Here is a 17950-nt window from a genome sequence, read left to right on the forward strand (position 1 = left end):
CCCTTGTCCCCCTTGTCCCCCTTGTCCCCCTTGTCCCCCTTGTCCCCCCTCTCCCACTCCCCCACTCCTCAAACGTCGTGCCTTTTGATACGGGGCGGCGGCTCTTAAGGTGGCATCTACGGCGATGCGTCGCACTTTTCCTTTGGGTATCATCGGCTTGATATAGCGTCCCCGGTCTTCAGACAGAATTAAGCTGCGACTGCCAGATTTACCCATACGCTGCGCCGTTTGAGCAAAATAAAGCACGCTGGGATCGAGAATTACGCCTTCAGGATCAAAGATAAATTCTTCGGGAATGCTGGGTGGTTCTTGTTCTTCTTGATTTTCTTCTTGTTCGTCTTCTTCTTTCTCTTCTTCTTCTGACTCGTCTTGATTTTCTGGTGGTGCTGGTGGTGGAGGTGGAGGTGGTTGTTGATCTGGTGGTGTCTGCAACACCGTTGCTCGTGGTACAATTACCATCTCTACTGCGCGACGTAAATCTTCGGCATTTACTGTGGTGCGTCCATCCAAAGCCGCAGATGCTTTAGCCACACGCATGGCGAATAATTCGGCGCGATGTCCTTGCACTGCCCCACGAATTGCTTCATCTACTAGGTAGGCAATTTGTTCGTGGGTGATTGTGACTTCTTTCAACCATTCCCGTGCAAGAAGGATTTGAGTTTTTAGGTTATCGATGTCTTCGTTATATTGCTGAAGAAATTCTTGGGGAGATTTAGAATAGGCGATCGCTTGTTCTACGGCTTCGACTCTTTGATCCAATCCGAGTACGCCATCAGCCGAAAGTGCGATCGCTATTCTATCAAGCAAATGTTCTCGCAGCGTTCCTTCTTCTGGGTTGTAGGTCGCAATAAACAGCGGTTTGCTTGGATGCTGAAAACTAATACCTTCCCGCTCAATTCGGTTGCGCCCTTCAGATAATACTGTTAAAAGCTGGTTGCTAATTTGGTCATCTAATAAATTAATTTCATCCACATACAGCACACCTCGATGTGCTGCTGCTAGTAAACCAGGCTGAAACACCGTTTCACCCTGTTTTACCGACTGTTCCACATCCACAGAACCCAAAAGTCGGTCTTCAGTCACTCCTAGAGGAATTTGCACAAAGGGTGCCGGGATGACTTCGGTTTCTATTGTCTCCCCAACTTCGGCGATCAGCTTATCATCCCATTCTTCTGGGCGATTGGGATCGCAATTGCTCAATCCACCTTTAACCACTTCGATGGGTGGAATTATAGCATGAATAGCACGAGCCATCACAGATTTTGCCGTACCGCGACGACCTGCGATCGCTACTCCTCCTAACTCCGGATCGACCGCAGCTAGCAGCAACGCTAGTTTAATTGCTTCTTGACCGACGACAGCGGACAGCGGAAAGGCAGTAATTGTAGGCGCAGGCATGATTTGCACATTTTAGCTTGTCTCGGCTTTTAGCATATCAATTTCTGGCACATTTAAAATAAGTATTCCCGCCAAAGGTGAGTATTTAAGGTTTGTGAATGTGAGGCGATCGCATGAAAGAATTCTTCACAATCAAGGGTATTGACAAATAGTTTACACCATGTAAGTCTATATTTAGACAGTAAAATACTCGTATTTTAAGGCACAATGTTGATTGTTGTCTCAGATGCAAAATTTATAGTTTACAGGCATAATTTTTGCATCTGAGACTATAACCAAAGAATGTGCGTATAGCAAACTTGGTGATAGGTAAATATTTATTGATAATAAATATCTAGCATAAAGTTCTCTATACCCTAGATGCGTGATTTATCAATGCTGTCCAGTCAAAAAATACCAATCTGGACATATAAATCAAATGGCTGTTAGCAATCATGAACGAGTTAGCAGAGCTTTAACTGTTTTACATCAAGGTTTATATCCTTATTTTGAACAGGAAATGCGGAAAGTTTATAGTGAGCGCTGGCTTACAGTAGCTACATCCTCTCTATCCGATGACAAAACACTAAAACGAATTATCGAAGATGTCCTGCGTGATGATATTTCCGCGTTGCTCAAAGTAATCATTAACCAGTGGAATCAAGTCTTTAAAATAAAACTAGGACATGGTGAACGCGCTTTAGTAAGTGAAATTATTGAATTTCGTAACAAATGGGCGCATCAAAATCGCTTTTCTACAGATGATACCTATCGCGCTCTTGATAGTATTGCTCGATTTCTCAAGGCTATTTCTGCATCAGAAGCAGATATTCTAGAAAAGCAAAAGCAAGAAATTCTGCGATTACTCTCTCCAGAAAAAGCTGAAGAAGTTCGTATCCAAGAAAAATTGATTGAGGTCAAAAAACTTCTGACATTTCGTGATGAAAAACTTTTACGCAAAGCGCTTACCCACCGTTCATATGTTAATGAAAACCCAGGAGAAGGGGAACATAACGAACGCTTAGAATTTCTTGGTGATGCTTTGCTAAACTTCTTAAGTGGAGAATATCTCTTCCGTCATCATCCAGAAAGAGGAGAAGATGAATTAACTCGCAGACGTTCAGCATTAGTAGATGAAAAGCAATTAGCAAAGTTCGGTATCGAAGTAGGTTTAGACTTTAGAATGCGGTTGGGAAAAGGTGCAATTCGAGACGGAGGTTATCAAAATCCTAACTTACTTAGTAGTACTTTTGAAGCGGTTATTGCTGCTTATTATTTAGATAAAAATTCAGATATTGAAGCCGTTCGCGCTATTATTGAACCCTTATTTGATTCTGTACCTGAAAATATTGTTGTATCTCGCTCAAATGTAGATTCCAAAAATCGCCTTCAGGAATGGGTACAAAGCAATGTGACTCCAAATCCTCCTAAATATGAGGCAGTTCAAATCGGTGGTTTGTCTCACGCACCAGAGTTTCTTGCCAAAGTTTTTGTCGGTGAAAAAGTGTATGGACAAGGTAAAGGACGCAATAAAAAAGATGCTGAAAAAGCTGCGGCTGAAGATGCGATCGCCCTTTTGAAAAAACAAGGTTTGTTGTAAAATTTAATTATGATTTTACTTCCAAAGGCAAAATAACGGTGAAAGTAGAACCAACTCCTACTTCTGAATCTAGCTTAATTTCGCCTTGCAATAATTTCACCAATCGGGAAGCGATCGCTAACCCCAAACCAGTGCTTTCCGGAAGGTAAGAATTATTGCTCATAGGTACGCGAAAATAAGATTCAAAAATCTGGGTTTGGTCTTCTTTATGAATACCAATTCCAGTATCTGTGATTGCGATCGCCCATTTATCATTCTCCCACATTTGACAGGTTATCTTAATGCTGCCTGTCTCTGTATAGCGAATCGCGTTACTTACCAAATTTGTGACAATTTGCTGTAATCGTAACGAATCTGTGACAACTTCATTCGGAGCGCGATCGCAATCTACCTGTATTTGTAAATTTTTATGACGCGCCAAAGGCTCTAACATTTCGCATACATCGTTAATTAATTTATGCAGATTGATAGATGCTGGGTGCAATTTCATTTGTCCAGCTTCATAGCGAGACAATTCCAATGTATCGTTAATTAGGTGTAGTAATTTTCTCCCATTACGTAGCACGCGCTCAATATGTTCTAAATTGTTAACGTTATCTTTTACCTCTGTCTTTTGTCGTTGTGAGCGCAAAAACAAATCCGAGTAGCCAATAATTGAAGTGAGAGGAGTTTTTAATTCATGGGCTAGATGTGACAAATTCTCTTGATTTGCTCGAAGCAAGCGATTGAGTTCTTGATTGTGAATAATTAACTGATTTTGTAACTGGTTGAGTTCTGCTAATCGTTGCTCAGTATAGCTTTGAAAACAGCGACCGATCGCTTCATCCAATACTATATTAATTAACCCCACTATCCGCATGACTTCTGCTCCTGATAGTTGCAATAATTGTGGCTCTAAAATCGAAAATATTACCTGACGTAGTATTCGATATTCTCGTGCAATTTCCGCAGCAGTAAAGCCTTGTTCTGCTCTCAGACTACCATGATGCAAACTCGCATCAATTATTGGCTGAATTTCATTAGTTTGATATTCAGAAAGTACAGTTGCTAGCGCTAAAACCACATGACTGATATGATTTTCTATCGCTTTTCGAGATAAATCGTTAGCGCTTTCAATCTTCTTGTCTTGCCGAACAGCTTCCACCCAGTTTGCTATAATGGTGTCTGTTTTTTTAGCCAAAAATTCACTCAAATCCATTATGGTAGTTTCAGCAAAGAATAAATGAATAATTTTCTTGATACCTATATATATAGGACTTACGCACTCGTTACCAGAAAACAAGACTTAGATAGGTGCAACCGAAGCGTCGATAGGGACGGAAATACGTAGTCCGTGCGTAAGTCCTGATATAATTATTTTAGCGATCGCACTTTTGAATTTATAGCCACTTGATGGTATTTCATCTGTCCAAAGGGAGAAATTTATCATTTATTATCTTACTTCTTTTCTATCGCAATGATAAAAATAGCTTATACATTAATTTTAATATAAATATATTTACCAAAGAACCGTGTTATGATTTATATTCAACTTGAGTAAGTCAGCTTAATCTAGCAAATTTCATTACCTAAAGTGTTTAGGTGGGACATGATGCTAGAGCGGAGGAACCAGATTTTGGGGCGTATTTTATAGAAATCGCGTAGAGACGTTCTACCGGAACGTCTCTGCATAACTTTCTTAAAAAGGGTATTTCTCAACCCTAGCCCGTCAGCTAACTTCGTAGGCATTGAGAAGAGACTGAAGAGGCAGCATTATTAATGTTATGACCTCATCAGTGTCCAAGGCTGGTGCTGCTCAGATTTTTTGTACCTGCGCTTAAATCTGTTGAGGTAAAAATGATATTTCAATTAAATTTGGCTGCTATTGTAGCAGTTGCGGGACAGGCTGTATGGAAACAGGCAAAACCTGTGATTCTTAAAGATGTAGTTCTGTTACCTATTCTTGGGTTCTTGGGGATAATCTTATTGTGGTGGGTTATCGCCCTTGCCAACCATGAATTGATGCCCACCCCCCCTGAGGCGTTAGTAGCAAATATGGACTACATATTACACCCTTTTTACCAACGCGGACCGGGTAACTTGGGAATTGGTTGGTTGTTGCTAGCAAGTCTGCGTCGGGTAATACTTGGCTTTTTGTTAGGTGCGGTAGTGGCAATTCCTCTGGGTTTTCTGATTGGCATGTCCAAATCAGCAATGTTAGCTTTTAATCCGATAATTCAGATTTTTAAACCCGTATCGCCTCTAGCTTGGTTGCCGATCGCCTTAGCCATATTCAATTTAGCAGATCCGTCAGCGATTTTTGTTATTTTCATTACTTCATTGTGGCCCACAATTATTAACACCGCTCTGGGAGTTTCTAGCGTTTCCAAAGATTACTTAGATGTAGCGCGGGTGTTAGAAATGCCTCGTTGGAGACGGATTACAAAAATCATCTTGCCAGCAAGTTTGCCGTATATTTTTACAGGTTTGCGAATTAGTTTAGGAATTGCTTGGCTAGTAATTGTTGCTGTAGAAATGCTCACAGGTGGTATTGGGATCGGGTTTTTTGTCTGGGATGAATGGAGCCGTTTAAATTTGAGTTCAGTGTTTTTAGCCGTATTTATAATTGGCATAACTGGACTACTACTTGACGTCGCCGTGGGCAAAGTCCAAGAATTAGTAACTCATCGTCCAACAACTGCAAATTATTAATTGGATAGTGGTTAGTGGTTAGTTGATAGTGGTTAGTTAATAGTGGTTAGTGGTTAGTGGTTAGTGGTTAGTGGTTAGTGGTTAGTAGTTGGGTATCAACCACCAACCACCAACCATCAACTATCAACCATCAACCATCAACTATCAACCATCAACCATCAACCATCAACCATCAACCATCAACCATCAACCATCAACTATCAACCATCAACTATCAACCATCAACCATCAACCATCGGTGAAAATGACGTATGAGTAACACCGACAATAACAACTGGAATCGACGAGAGTTTCTGTTAGGAATGGGAGCAACGACAGCGGGAATTGCGCTGTCTTCCTGTGCAATTTCAGGCGATCGCTCGGCTATTGGACTGACTGAAGAAGCTTTAGCGATAAAACCAGTAGTCAGATCCCAAGACTTAGAAAAACCGGATATCACCGTTGGTTATGTTCCCGTAAATGATTGTGCACCATTTGCGATCGCCTGGAAAAAAGGCTTCTTCCGCAAATATGGCTTGAACGTCAAACTCAACCGCGAAGCTAGTTGGGCAACCTCCCGCGACGGTCTAATTTTTGGTCGTCTTGATGCCTCACCGGTGGTATCCGGTGCCGTTACAAACGCCAGAATCGGTGCAGAAGGGGCACGACACGCTCCCTTGTGTGCGGCAATGACCATTCATCACCACGGCAACGCCATGACTATGAACAAAGCCATGTGGGATTTCGGGTTGCGTCCCTGGTATGAGTACAACGGCGATTTAGAAGCATTTGGCAAACAATTCCGGGCATACTTTGACAGCCAACCCCCAGAACGTAAAGTTTGGGCTGTGGTGCTGAGTTCTGCCATTTATGAATACTTTGTCCGCTACGTATCCGCTGCGGCAGGTGTCGATCCCCTGAAAGAGTTTCGCGTCATCATCGTTCCACCCCCGCAGATGGTGACAAACGTGCGGATTGGCGCAATGCAAGCTTACATGGTTGCGGAACCTTGGAATACACGGGCAATTACTGGCAACGAAGGTGTTGGCTTTACCTTTGCACAAGGCAAAGAAATTTGGTATGGACACCCAGATAGGCTTTTAGGGGTGATGCAATCTTTCATAGTCCAATACCCGAAAACCTACCGCTCTCTGGTGAAAGCGATGATTGAAGCTTGTCAATATTGCAGCAAAGCAGAAAACCGCCAAGAAGTTGCCGAACTGATTACAGATCGTTCATTTACAGGTGCAAAACCTAAAAAGAAGGGTGCGGCGATCGCACTTTTTACAAGTCCCGGAATTCTCGGCAACTATAACTATGGTGGATTTGATGGCAAAGACCGCACCATCAAAGCCGCCGATACTACGATTTTCTACGATATTCCTGACAACATTTACAAACAGCCAGGAGAACACTCGACTTTTTTATGGAGATCCAGAAGTCTTTGGTTGATGACACAAGCAGCACGTTGGGGACAAATTAAAGAATTTCCCAAAAATGCTGATGAACTGGCTCAACAAGGCTGGAGAACCGATTTATATCGAGAAATTGCCGCTGAAATGGGTATCGATTGTCCCAAGGATGATTACAAAGTAGAACCCCCATCCGTATTCATCGACAAAAAAGGCTTTGACCCCAGCGATCCCGTAGGCTATCTCAATAGTTTTGAGATTAGGGCAAACGCACCCAACCGTTTTTATTTGGGTTAAAAAGTCAATTCAACGTATTGTAAAGACGTTCCGGACCGAACGTCTCTAGGGGGTTCTGAATAACGCATAATTTTTACATCATATCATGTGCGCGCAATTATCCATGATTAATAAAGAACCCCACCCGCCTGTGGCACCCTCCCCGCAAGCGGGGGAGGGTTGGGGAGGGGTTCTTTTATTATGGCTATTTGACCGGACAGGATATCGGTTCTCTATTAGCCATCAGTATTATTTCAGGAGTTTCTCAAGATGAAATCTACCTCTTTTTCTGAGAATAACTACAATATCGCCACTCCCCGCACTAGATTTTTAGAAGTTGAAAATTTAGTCAAAGCTTATCCTTCGCCAGATGGTAAAAAATCTATCGTTTTAGATAATGTGAATCTCAGTATTGATGAGGACGAATATGTTTCTATAATTGGTCACTCTGGTTGTGGTAAATCTACTTTATTAAAAATAGTAGCTGGTTTAGAAAAAGCAACTTCTGGCTCAGTCCGACTAAATGGTAAAGAAATTAACAAGCCAGGAGCCGAAAGAATGATGGTGTTTCAAAACTACTCATTGCTCCCTTGGTTAACGGTGCGAGAAAACATCCGTTTGGCTGTAGATGAAGTGTTAAAAAATGCATCTCGTGCTGAGAAAATTAGCATTGTTAACGAGCATTTAGCAATGGTAAATTTAAATGCGGCGGCTGACAAATATCCCGATGAAATTTCTGGAGGTATGAAACAGCGTGTTGGTATTGCCAGAGCGATCGCCATTCGTCCGAAAATGTTGCTTATGGATGAACCTTTTGGAGCGTTGGATGCCTTAACTCGTGGGAAATTGCAGCGTCAGGTATTAGATATCTGGGAAAACCACCGACAAGCGGTAATGATGATTACTCATGATGTGGATGAAGCGATTTATATGAGCGATCGCATTGTCTTGATGACCAACGGTCCAGCGGCTAATATTGGAGAAATATTACAAGTTCCTTTTGAACATCCACGCGATCGCGCTGCCATGCGAAACTCAAAAGAATATTTTGAACTTCGCAACCACGCTTTAAATTTCTTAGATCGCTATTTTACCCAAGACGAGTAAAATACACTATCATTTATCCTAGTGGGTAGCCTAATTCAAATTCATCAAACCTAGATTTGAAACGGAGGAACCATCTTATGGGGCGTATCTTTTAGTAAGTTAAGTAGGAGTTTAGAGTTAGTAGTTACTACTATTTAACTCAGTACTGAAAACTCATAACTTTTAGAGAAAGACACCTTCCAGTCTTAGCCCGTCAGCTAACTCCGTCGGCAATGGAAGGAACCCCCAAAGCTTCGCTGTTATAGCAGTTGTTATTGGGGCTTCCTTGAATATAAAGATGAATAACAAAGGATGAAGAATTAAAAATATACTTATTAATTTATACTTCATCCTTTCAACTTCAGCCTTTAGTTCCCCTGCTTCTCGTTCATCGTTCATTTTAGTAAAGAGAAGTTAAAGCTGTGAAAATTAAACCAATGTTAGTTCGTTTGCAAAGCGCAATAGGTCGTGATGACTTAATTGAGCAAATGGTATTGCTATCACCAAAAACATCTTGTGCTGAAAAAGCTCAACCAGCAAAATCAGTTAACTTAATTGTTGGTTATAACAGTTCCCCCAACAGCCATACTGCGCTAGATATGGCTTTTTGGATTGCCCATCAGACACGTTTAGCCACTAACGTACAAGTTCTAGTTCAAGCTGTTTATGTCGTAGAGGATAATCAAAAAAGTCAGTATTTAGATGTCTTTCATTCGGAAATACATGAGCCTTCATTGGCATGTCCAGTCAATTATGCATCCAAGTCTATTACATCCGTCTTATCTGAACCCAAACTTACATCAAGCGCACTTTCTTTAGAAACAAAATTAGTAGATCCCCTCACACACGCAGACCGAATTCTTTGGCAAGCACGCAGTTTGGCTGAAGAATGGCAAGGTTCTTTCAAAGCTCATTTGCGATTTGGCTCCGTTGCCGAAGAACTTCAAAAAGTCGTTAAATTAGAAGCTGCTGATATTCTGTTTCTGGGTTGTCAGTCTATAAATCATCCGATTATCCAGACACTAGACTCTAATTTACCTTGCGTTGTTTTGGGTATTCCCAGTTGTATAAACATTTAATTGCAAACTTGGATTAATAGTAGAGGGTGCAATTTTGTTTGAGACACACTTGCCGTTCTTTCTAAGAGGACTTACGCATGAACTACATATTTCCGTCATTGCGACGCAAGGAAGCACCTATCAAAGTCTTGTTTTCTGTTAACGAGTGCGTAAGTCTTATCTCAGTAGGGCAAGTCTAAATACTCATAGGCGTAAAAATTAATTATGCGTTGCCCGAAACCCTTGTAGAGACGTTCCGACGGAACGTCTTTACGTCTTTTTTGGAGATGTCTAATGAATAGTTGTTGCATTGTGTTTAAAATCATTTCTTAAACTCTTGCTTTAGGTGGTAAAAACAAGCATGGGGTTAAGCGATTGTTTTTACACAATAGTCGCGATCGCCTCAATTTCTTTCGAGTCTACGATCTACCATGCTTAAAAAAATATCAGCAATTCTCGCCATCTTGACTTTAAGTTTGGTTTTGACATTCACAGCTCAAGCTGCAACCCCCCGTTCCAGTTGGGTGGAAAATAAAATTTACCAATACAACCATCCTTTTGCCAGTCAGTTGCCTCAGGAACTGGCAATAAAGATGCAAAAAATGGCGGTTAATCCTTTTGCCTTTTATCGAGGCACAGCTCACATCTTCTACAGCGATATGCAGACTTTACCAAGTTCTGGATTTGTTAATTCCTCTACCTCAGCTATCTGGTTAGAGGGAGATATGCACATGCAAAATCTTGGGGGATTAAGGGATAGCAATGGTAACAATGTTTTTGACACCACTGACTTTGATGAAGGCTATCTTGGTGCTTATGTTTGGGACTTGCGACGGATGTCAGTTTCGATCCTTCTGGCAGCGAAACAAAACGGTTTAAGCTCCAGCGATGCTCAAGATGTGGTTCGGAATTTCCTGGATACTTACCTCAACAAAATGAGCGACTTTAAGGGGACTAGCGACGAATTGTCCTACCGTCTCGAATCTAGCAACACAAACGGTGTAGTCAAGGATTTAATTCAAGCTACAGCAGGTAAAAGCCGCTCTAGTTTACTAAATAAATACACGCAAATTAATTCAAGTGGCAATCGAGTTTTTCAGACAACTTCTGAACTTCAACCTGTATCTAGCAGCACCTACTCAGCCATTAATACTGCTATGAGCAGTTATATCACCTCAATTCCTAGCAGTAAGCGCTATAGCAATAGTTATTACACCCTGAAGGACATTCGCCTCAAATTAGGTTCAGGTACTGGTAGTCTTGGTAGGTATCGCTATTACTTGCTGATTCAAGGTTCAAGTTCAGCAAACGATGACGATGTGATTTTAGAAATGAAGCAGGAAATTAGTAGTGCAGTTGCGATCGCTGTTCCTGGTCTTTTACCAAGTTCGGTCTATGGGAATCACGAGGGGGCAAGGGTGACAATAGCAACTAAAGCGATGCTGTCCAACACTGACGTTTTAGTTGGTTACACTACAGTTAACAGTATCCCCTTTTTGGTGCGTGAAAAATCTCCTTATCAGGAGGACTTTGACTATACATTGCTAACCACCAAGTCCAAATTTCTGGATGCGATGGGGTATGCAGGTAAGATTGTTGCGAAGAACCATGCAATCTCCGATCAGGATTATGATGCTTCGATTGTTTCCTATAGCGTTGACAAACAAGTAACCGACGTTGTAACCAATAAGTCTGCATTCAAAGATGAAATTGTCAGCTTTGCACTAAACTACGCGACTCAAGTTGAGTATGACTACGCAAGTTTTGTAAGCGCTTACAATGCAGGTGTGACGCTTTATTAAAGATAATAGACATCGCCACAATTTAATTATGCGTTGCCCGAAACCCTTGTAGAAATCTGGTGGAACGTCTTTTCTGGAGATGTCTAATCAGTCGCAGAGACGTTCCACAAAAAATTCCACAAAAAAGACGTTCCACCGGAACGTCTCTACAATAATGTGAAAATGTAGAGACGCGAAATTTCGCGTCTCTAGACTCGTGTTTTAGGCTTAACTGAACGGGATTCAGTTACAATTAATAGCCGATGACGTGCAATACATTACGAAGGACGCTGTATCCTGCTAAATCCCAAGCTAAATAGGCAAGAAAGCCAATCATTGCCAAGCGACCATTCCATAATTCAGCTTGAGGATTAAAGCCAAAAATAAATGCGTTTCTGTCTACACCATTGTAAGCGTTAGCAATTGGTGGTAAATCTGTAGTAGGACGATTTTGCATTGTTTTTCTCCTAAATAAAGTAGTCTTTCTGTATTTTCAGATATTTAATTTTTAGTAACCAATGATATGCAGCACGTCACGCAGAACACTAAATCCAGCTAAATCCCAAAGTAAATAAGCAAGAAAACCAATCATCGCTAAACGACCGTTCCACAATTCAGCTTGAGGATTAAAGCCAAATAAAAAGGCATTGCGGTCTTTGCCGTTATATTCAGTGGCAATTGGTGGTAAATCAGTAGAAGGGCGAGATTCCATTTTTATGTACCTGAACTTTTTGCTTGTTAACTTTAATGTAGCTAGATATAACTAATATGCTTTCTGTCTGTGGACACAATGTCTCAATATTCTTTTGCACCGATAAATCCACCTTCAGAGGGTGATAAAATCGAAAATTGTAAATAAATGTTACGACCGGATAACAAGACCAGATTTAATTGGGGACTGGGTAGTAAGTATTGGAAAGAAACATATCTACGTGAATAATCTCTTTCCTAGTCCCTAATACCCAGTTAATATGTCATCAAAAATTAAAGACTTGAATTATATTTCTTAGTAAGACTGATGAAACTAATAAATGCAGATTATTGTGCGATCGCCATCTACATTCATAAATTATCAAAATTCTATCCAGCGCTGTAGAGAAGATTCAAACCTCAGAGAGATGCTATTAACACCTACATTCGACGATTCTAAAATTTACACTAGTTAGGTATTGCAGCAGATGTTAAATTTATTCTCACGTAATCTTTAAATTTCTAGTGAATTAAACGATTAAGAAGGAAATATCATGTTTCAGAATACAGAAATAATCCTGGGACTGTACAAGCCGCTCTTTTGGCTGGCACAGGTTCTAGATCCCTCCACAATTACACCAGCACAGGCATCTGTTGCTTTTGCCGGACCGCGCTTTTTTGTCGCTTTAATTTCTGGGGTGATTCTAGCCTTTGCCATCCAATTAGTCTTAACAAACCTCTCAGTAGCCGCAGGTATTACTTATCTGGGGCACCAACCAGACTCGGATTCCAACTCAAATCATGGTACTATCGGCGGCACAATTCGCAAAATTGGTACTGCGGTCGGGATTTGGACATTAGTCACAGTCACGATCGCTCTTTTGGTTGCCAGTTTCTTAGCGGTAAAATTGAGCTTGCTAACTTTGAGTCCGGAATTGGGAGCAATTTTAGGATTAGTAATTTGGGGTGCGTACTTTTTACTGTTGGTATGGGTCAGCTCAACTACAGTCGGTTCCTTAGTTGGCTCAGTCGTAAATAGTGCAACATCTGGCTTTCAGGCGATTATGGGGACGGCTACCGCCGCATTGGGGGCGAAAGCGATCAATAATCAAGTTGTTGCCACCGCAGAAGCCGCAGCCGCCGCTGTGCGTCGAGAAATCGGCAGTGCCATTGACCCAAGTAGTATCCGAGAGAATATCGAAGATTACTTAGAAATGGTGCGTCCCCCGGAATTAGATTTATCGAAGATTCGGGGTGAATTTGAAAAACTGCTCAACGATCCGCAATTAAAAGCACTAGCTGGTACTCCCGATTTACGCAACATCGACCGGGACAAGTTTGTTAGTTTGGTGAGCGATCGCACTGACCTTTCCAAACGGGATATTAACCGTGTTGCCGACACATTATATAATGTTTGGCAACAAGTTGTTAGTAATAAATCCGCTCCAGACCGCATGGGTGAGTTGATGGAATATCTCAAATCTGTGCAACCAGGACAAACCAAGACAGATGAACTGAACAGCAAAGTGGATCAGTTAATGTCTGAGATGCGTGCTTCTAAGGGTTCTGACCAAAAAGCTGCCCCAAATCTAATTCAGCAAACTCTGCAACAAGGAATCACCGCGCTGACTGGTATAGTGTTGGGACGCACGGATTTGTCAGATTTGGATGTAGAAAAAATCTTAGGTACTCTTTCTACTGCCAAAGATAAAATAACTGATAAAGCCGATCAATTAGGACTTCCCGCGTCAAAGCAGCCCTTCAGCCCCATTCGCGCTGATGTCGAAAACTACCTGCACAACACTTATGCTTGGCAACTAAGTCGAGAAAAAATCGCAACAGAATTCCGTGATGTTATTTACGATCCATCTGCCGATCCGGGAACAATAAAGCGAGAGGTTGAGCGACTTTCTAAGCAAGATTTTGCTCATATTCTCCAAGAACGGGGATTGTTGACACAAGCAGAAATTCAGCGAATTGTCGAGCAACTCGAAATTATCCGCCAAGATGTGCTAATAGAAGTCACGGCAGCGGAAGAAAGGGAAATAGTATTAGACTTGCAACGTCGAGTTGAAAGTTATTTACTAGTTACACCCAAAGACGATTTTAGCCCAGAAGCAATTCAGCAGAATTTCAAACCACTGTTGGAAGACTCTGACGCAGATTATGAAACTTTATCTCGACGTTTGTCTCAATTTGACCGTCAAGAGATGCGAGATATATTGCTGCAACGCAATGATATTCAGCCATACGAAGCCGAGAGAATTCTCGACGAGTTAGAAAATCAGCGCGATCAAGCTTTGATTTCGTCTAAAGGATTGGCAGATCAAGCAAGATATCAAGCAGAAACGCTGTGGTTGAATTTAGAGTCATATCTGCGTAACACCGGGAAAGGAGAACTTAATCCAGATGGGATTCGGGCTGATTTGAAAACGCTTTTGGACGATCCACAAGCGGGAATTTCCTCAATTCGGACGCGGTTGTCTCGCTTCGATCGCGATACCCTGGTACAATTGTTGAGTCAGCGGGAAGATTTGAGCGAAGACCAAGTGAATCAAGCAATTGATGCTGTTGAGCAATCTTGGAGCAGTGTTCGTCACGCACCACAAGCTTTAGCCGATAAAGCTAAGGAACAATACGACTCAACCACGAGTGCGATCGCCGATTATCTCCGCAATACTGGCAAACAAGAACTTAACCCCGAAGGGATTCAACGCGATTTAAATCGATTGTTTGAAAATCCCCAACAGGGAGCGATCGCATTACGACGACGATTATCGCAAGTTGACAGAGATACACTCGTTAAATTACTGAGTCAACGCCAAGACTTAAGCGAGGAACAAGTCAATGAAGTCATCGATTCAGTACAAACTTCAATTCGCGACATTATCCGTGCGCCGCGACGTTTAGCTGCTAGAACCCAGCAAAGAGTAGAAACTTTCCAAGCTTATTTGCAAGAGTATCTGCGAGGAACTGGGAAAGAAGAACTTAATCCTGAAGGTATCAAACGCGACTTGCAATTAATGTTGCACGATCCACGAGTGGGAATGGAAAGCATAACTGAACGTCTTTCCCAATTTGACCGCTCAACAATCATCGCTTTGCTGAAAATTCGCGAAGATATTACCGACGAAGAAGCCGCACAAATTGCTGATAATATGATATCTGTGCAGCAGCAGTTTGTCGAACAAGTGCGGGGTATCCAACGCCAAATTCAAGGTGTACTGGATGGTATTTTTGGCACAATTCGTAACTACCTCAACTCATTAGAACGTCCCGAATTGAATTATGATGGTATCAAGCGCGATGTTCGTCAGATGTTCGACGATCCGCAAGCGGGATTTGAAGCCATGCGCGATCGCTTGTCTTCTTTCAACCGCGAAACCTTGGTAGCAGTCATGAGTTCTCGTGAGGATATCTCCGAAGAAGACGCTAACCGAATTATCGACCAAATCGAAGGAGCGCGTAACAAAGTGCTACAACGCGCTGAACGCATTCAACAAGAAGCACAGCGACGCTTGGAAGAAGTGAAACACCAAGCGCAACGACAAGCAGAAGAAACCCGGAAAGCCGCAGCATCAGCAGCTTGGTGGTTGTTTGCAACCGCGACTGTATCGGCAATTTTTGCTGCACTTGGAGGAGCGATCGCTGTTATGCTTGCCTAATTGAAAAAGTTGTCTCCGCTAAACTTGTTCAGCCTCTCGACATCGAGAGGCTTTTTTTATGGGCATTGGGCATTGGGCATGGGGCATTGGGCATGGGGCATTGGGCATGGGGCATTGCCCAATGCCCATTGCCCTAATTTGTTTCTTGGATTTGTAAGCGGATAGTCTTCTCCATTGCCCCACCAAGTTTAATTTCCATCACTTCACCACCGAAGGGTTCTAAACAATCGAGGAGCGATCGCAAGTTTGGTGTAGAAGCACCAGTATCTACATACAAGCGATCGGCTAAGTTGTTGATGCGCTTCCAAGTTATGTATAATTTGGCGATCGTTTGTTCGATTTGCGATGATTGATTAACTAAATCCGCAGCTATATTTAAACAGCCGACTCTTTGCGCTTCTTCTAAAGCGGTTTCGATGTCAACTTGTTCCTGCTCTAGCGCTTGAACTTGAGCCGCAGATTTGAGATATTTTGCTAAGTTACGCGCTTCTGTGGTGACTTGTTTGACAGTATCGACATCAGGATTTGCGGATATTTCCTTCTGTAGTGATTTTTGGTGCGATTCGGGGAGTTTTTCCATTTCCTTCACCAGAGGCGCGAGGTAGCGCGGCGGAAGGGTATTATCTGCGGCTTTTTGCCTCACGGATTCAGGTAGCAAATCAGAAGACATCGCCGTCCATTCGTCGTTGATTTGCCGAACTTCGCGACGAGTAATGCGATCGCCTTTTTCGGCAGCTTCACTCACCATTTGTTGCACTTCTGGTGCCGCTTTGGAAGTTTCCACAAAAGCGCGTTTGCTGAAGTTCTTAATGGCGCTGGGCTGAAGTTTACCATCTTCAAGAAGTGTATCAGCACTGTTTGCTAGTTGAATCCAACCGTAAGCTTGACTTTTGCTGATTTCCCGTTCTTTCAGCCAGTTGAGAAAGCCGGTACCGCGTCCTTCACCACCTCTTTTTTCTCTGTCACGAACAGCGCGTAAAATTCGACCCCGCCAAATTTCGGTTTGCAAATCAAAGCGATCGCATACCTGCCAAGCTACATCTAGCTGTTCTAAAAAATCTGACTCTAGAATCTCTTCATCTTCCGGATCGGGCAGTTCAAAAGTCAAATCTGCTGGCTGTTGTAAGGCAGCAGCCAAATCATCGATGTTATCCGTTGATTGCACGGTAGGGAAAGTGGTAGTGTATGCGATCGGCTTATTATGCCACAATCTGGGGCAAGTGTAACTGGTGATTTTTTTGAGGTTACGGATTCAAATAAACAAATGCCCGCAGGCTGGAAGCCTGGGGCTATACGAGCAAAGGCTGCCTCCGCAGCCTAATAGAATTACAGCCCACGCAGGTGGGTTTTGTACCTGTAGCCCCAGGCTTCTAGCCTGTTCGCGTAGCGTGCGCTCGGCGCAGGGCGTTTTTCAGTTTACAGCACTAGATAAGATTCCTAAAATTTTATTGACATCTTTCAAGTAATATTCACTCAAGTCAATCTGCACAACTTGCCCTTCTAACTTCAAAAATTGCCAAATACTTCCAGTCGTGACAGTTCCGTAGATTGTTATCTCATTACCTGCTCGTTCGTTAAGTATTCTTGCTGCCACCATTTCTGCTATACATTGTCCTAAGCCAGCAGGAATGTTTTCTTTTTTCGCTTCTACAATAATAATTACTGGTGCTGTCACAATTAATCTTTCTGGGGAACGGGTAATAATAAAATCGCAGATACCATTTAACCCTTGTGCAGCATCAACATTAAATTCAACTCCTGAAAACAAATTTATCTGGTTATTTAACAGTCTTCTCAAATCCAGCAAAATTGGAGAAATAATCATTTCCGAGCGAGCTTTTTCACTATTGCTAGCAAGAGCGATCGCTACATTATATTGTAAGATTTCTTTTAATAGCTGACTGCACTCTAAATCCGGTACGTGAGCAAAAATATCAGTTTCTTCAATAGTATTTATTTGAAGATTTTGTTTGACTTTCTCTAGATTGAAGTCACTATATGGCATATTCAAACAGAGGTATTGATAGCAGGATGTTTAACCAAGGTTTAATATCATCTCCGTTTAATTAACAGCAATAAAAACATCACAACCGTCGTAGAGACGTTCCGGCGGAACGTCTTTACATTGTAAGTAATTTACCGACATGATATAACTCGCGTTCTAGATCATCAAAGTCAACGCTAAAAACATCGACTTTCTCATGGGCAAGAGCAGCAAGAAAGTCTCTACGGTTTAAGCCGGCAACAAAAGCAGCTTTCTCTATTGAAATTTCTTGCTTTTGATACCATTCAGAAGGCAGAAGGCAGGAGGCTCAGTTGGCAGAAGGCAACCCAC

General features: G+C 42.1%; 15 protein-coding genes, 2 pseudogenes and 2 riboswitches. Of the genes and pseudogenes, 9 read left to right on the forward strand and 8 right to left on the reverse strand.

Annotation, left to right across the window (positions count from 1 at the left end; all coding sequences use genetic code 11):
* Positions 1-1398, reverse strand: a pseudogene (locus TOL9009_RS39385) (ATP-binding protein); the annotation flags it as partial.
* A 499-nt stretch (positions 1399-1897) separates the two neighbouring features.
* Here TOL9009_RS39385 and TOL9009_RS50540 point away from each other — a divergent pair.
* Together TOL9009_RS50540 and rnc are read left to right on the forward strand one after the other, a co-directional pair.
* Positions 1898-2131, forward strand: a pseudogene (locus tag TOL9009_RS50540) (Swt1 family HEPN domain-containing protein); the annotation flags it as partial.
* A 156-nt stretch (positions 2132-2287) separates the two neighbouring features.
* On the forward strand, positions 2288-2977 hold the full coding sequence (rnc, locus tag TOL9009_RS49390; RefSeq protein ID WP_038297164.1) for a ribonuclease III: 690 nt from the start codon (positions 2288-2290) through the stop codon (positions 2975-2977).
* A 7-nt stretch (positions 2978-2984) separates the two neighbouring features.
* On the opposite strand, the gene TOL9009_RS0115925 is transcribed toward rnc, so the two are convergent.
* Positions 2985-4175 (reverse strand): sensor histidine kinase, encoded by a 1191-nt coding sequence (locus TOL9009_RS0115925; RefSeq protein WP_029633672.1) that lies wholly within the window; start codon positions 4173-4175, stop codon positions 2985-2987.
* Between the two features lie 87 nt (positions 4176-4262).
* Positions 4263-4406, reverse strand: coding sequence for a hypothetical protein (locus tag TOL9009_RS47370; protein WP_186227574.1), 144 nt, complete (start codon positions 4404-4406; stop codon positions 4263-4265).
* 126 nt (positions 4407-4532) lie between these two features.
* Positions 4533-4719: riboswitch (cyclic di-AMP (ydaO/yuaA leader) on the forward strand.
* 94 nt (positions 4720-4813) lie between these two features.
* Here TOL9009_RS47370 and ntrB point away from each other — a divergent pair.
* The 6 genes from ntrB (at position 4814) to TOL9009_RS0115955 (ending at position 11281) form a co-directional block, all read left to right on the forward strand.
* Positions 4814-5668 (forward strand): nitrate ABC transporter permease, encoded by an 855-nt coding sequence (ntrB, locus tag TOL9009_RS0115930; protein ID WP_029633673.1) that lies wholly within the window; start codon positions 4814-4816, stop codon positions 5666-5668.
* Between the two features lie 88 nt (positions 5669-5756).
* On the forward strand, positions 5757-5927 hold the full coding sequence (locus tag TOL9009_RS47375) for a hypothetical protein (protein WP_186227575.1): 171 nt from the start codon (positions 5757-5759) through the stop codon (positions 5925-5927).
* Complete coding sequence (locus tag TOL9009_RS0115935; RefSeq protein ID WP_029633674.1) at positions 5920-7356, forward strand: ABC transporter substrate-binding protein; 1437 nt, start codon at positions 5920-5922, stop codon at positions 7354-7356. Before TOL9009_RS47375 ends, TOL9009_RS0115935 begins: the two co-directional genes overlap by 8 nt.
* 249 nt (positions 7357-7605) lie before the next feature.
* A complete protein-coding gene (locus tag TOL9009_RS0115940; RefSeq protein ID WP_029633675.1) occupies positions 7606-8442 on the forward strand; it encodes an ABC transporter ATP-binding protein in 837 nt (278 codons plus the stop codon).
* 27 nt (positions 8443-8469) lie between these two features.
* Positions 8470-8663: riboswitch (cyclic di-AMP (ydaO/yuaA leader) on the forward strand.
* A 180-nt stretch (positions 8664-8843) separates the two neighbouring features.
* Entirely contained in the window at positions 8844-9500 is a 657-nt protein-coding gene (locus tag TOL9009_RS0115950; protein ID WP_398344700.1) for an adenine nucleotide alpha hydrolase family protein, read from the forward strand.
* Between the two features lie 410 nt (positions 9501-9910).
* Positions 9911-11281, forward strand: a complete 1371-nt coding sequence (locus TOL9009_RS0115955) for a DUF2252 domain-containing protein (protein ID WP_029633678.1) — start codon at positions 9911-9913, stop codon at positions 11279-11281.
* Positions 11282-11513: 232 nt separating this feature from the next.
* Here TOL9009_RS0115955 and TOL9009_RS0115960 read toward each other — a convergent pair whose 3' ends face one another.
* Entirely contained in the window at positions 11514-11717 is a 204-nt protein-coding gene (locus tag TOL9009_RS0115960) for a chlorophyll a/b-binding protein (protein ID WP_029633679.1), read from the reverse strand.
* Positions 11718-11768: 51 nt separating this feature from the next.
* Positions 11769-11972 (reverse strand): chlorophyll a/b-binding protein, encoded by a 204-nt coding sequence (locus tag TOL9009_RS0115965; protein WP_029633680.1) that lies wholly within the window; start codon positions 11970-11972, stop codon positions 11769-11771.
* A gap of 532 nt (positions 11973-12504) precedes the next feature.
* Here TOL9009_RS0115965 and TOL9009_RS0115970 point away from each other — a divergent pair.
* Positions 12505-15615, forward strand: a complete 3111-nt coding sequence (locus tag TOL9009_RS0115970) for a hypothetical protein (protein WP_029633681.1) — start codon at positions 12505-12507, stop codon at positions 15613-15615.
* A gap of 133 nt (positions 15616-15748) precedes the next feature.
* Here TOL9009_RS0115970 and TOL9009_RS0115975 read toward each other — a convergent pair whose 3' ends face one another.
* The 3 genes from TOL9009_RS0115975 to TOL9009_RS43555 all read right to left on the reverse strand — a co-directional run bounded on the left by TOL9009_RS0115975 (position 15749) and on the right by TOL9009_RS43555 (position 17915).
* Positions 15749-16780 carry a hypothetical protein gene (locus TOL9009_RS0115975; protein ID WP_029633682.1) on the reverse strand — a complete coding sequence of 344 codons (1032 nt, stop codon included), beginning with the start codon at positions 16778-16780 and terminating at the stop codon, positions 15749-15751.
* Between the two features lie 246 nt (positions 16781-17026).
* Positions 17027-17620, reverse strand: coding sequence for a hypothetical protein (locus TOL9009_RS0115985; protein ID WP_029633683.1), 594 nt, complete (start codon positions 17618-17620; stop codon positions 17027-17029).
* A gap of 115 nt (positions 17621-17735) precedes the next feature.
* On the reverse strand, positions 17736-17915 hold the full coding sequence (locus tag TOL9009_RS43555; RefSeq protein ID WP_072022186.1) for a UPF0175 family protein: 180 nt from the start codon (positions 17913-17915) through the stop codon (positions 17736-17738).
* Positions 17916-17950 lie beyond the last annotated feature (35 nt).

Origin of the sequence: [Scytonema hofmanni] UTEX 2349 (assembly GCF_000582685.1) — a bacterium.
GTDB lineage: Bacteria > Cyanobacteriota > Cyanobacteriia > Cyanobacteriales > Nostocaceae > Hassallia > Hassallia hofmanni.

What these genes read in the sequence shown, in the direction of transcription:
- TOL9009_RS0115925 (WP_029633672.1), bottom strand. Translation starts at nt 4,175, where the DNA reads ATGGATTTGAGTGAATTTTTGGCTAAAAAAACAGACACCATTATAGCA.
- TOL9009_RS47370 (WP_186227574.1), bottom strand. Translation starts at nt 4,406, where the DNA reads ATGATAAATTTCTCCCTTTGGACAGATGAAATACCATCAAGTGGCTAT.
- ntrB (WP_029633673.1), top strand. Translation starts at nt 4,814, where the DNA reads ATGATATTTCAATTAAATTTGGCTGCTATTGTAGCAGTTGCGGGACAG.
- TOL9009_RS0115935 (WP_029633674.1), top strand. Translation starts at nt 5,920, where the DNA reads ATGAGTAACACCGACAATAACAACTGGAATCGACGAGAGTTTCTGTTA.
- TOL9009_RS0115940 (WP_029633675.1), top strand. Translation starts at nt 7,606, where the DNA reads ATGAAATCTACCTCTTTTTCTGAGAATAACTACAATATCGCCACTCCC.
- TOL9009_RS0115955 (WP_029633678.1), top strand. Translation starts at nt 9,911, where the DNA reads ATGCTTAAAAAAATATCAGCAATTCTCGCCATCTTGACTTTAAGTTTG.
- TOL9009_RS0115960 (WP_029633679.1), bottom strand. Translation starts at nt 11,717, where the DNA reads ATGCAAAATCGTCCTACTACAGATTTACCACCAATTGCTAACGCTTAC.
- TOL9009_RS0115965 (WP_029633680.1), bottom strand. Translation starts at nt 11,972, where the DNA reads ATGGAATCTCGCCCTTCTACTGATTTACCACCAATTGCCACTGAATAT.
- TOL9009_RS0115970 (WP_029633681.1), top strand. Translation starts at nt 12,505, where the DNA reads ATGTTTCAGAATACAGAAATAATCCTGGGACTGTACAAGCCGCTCTTT.
- TOL9009_RS0115985 (WP_029633683.1), bottom strand. Translation starts at nt 17,620, where the DNA reads ATGCCATATAGTGACTTCAATCTAGAGAAAGTCAAACAAAATCTTCAA.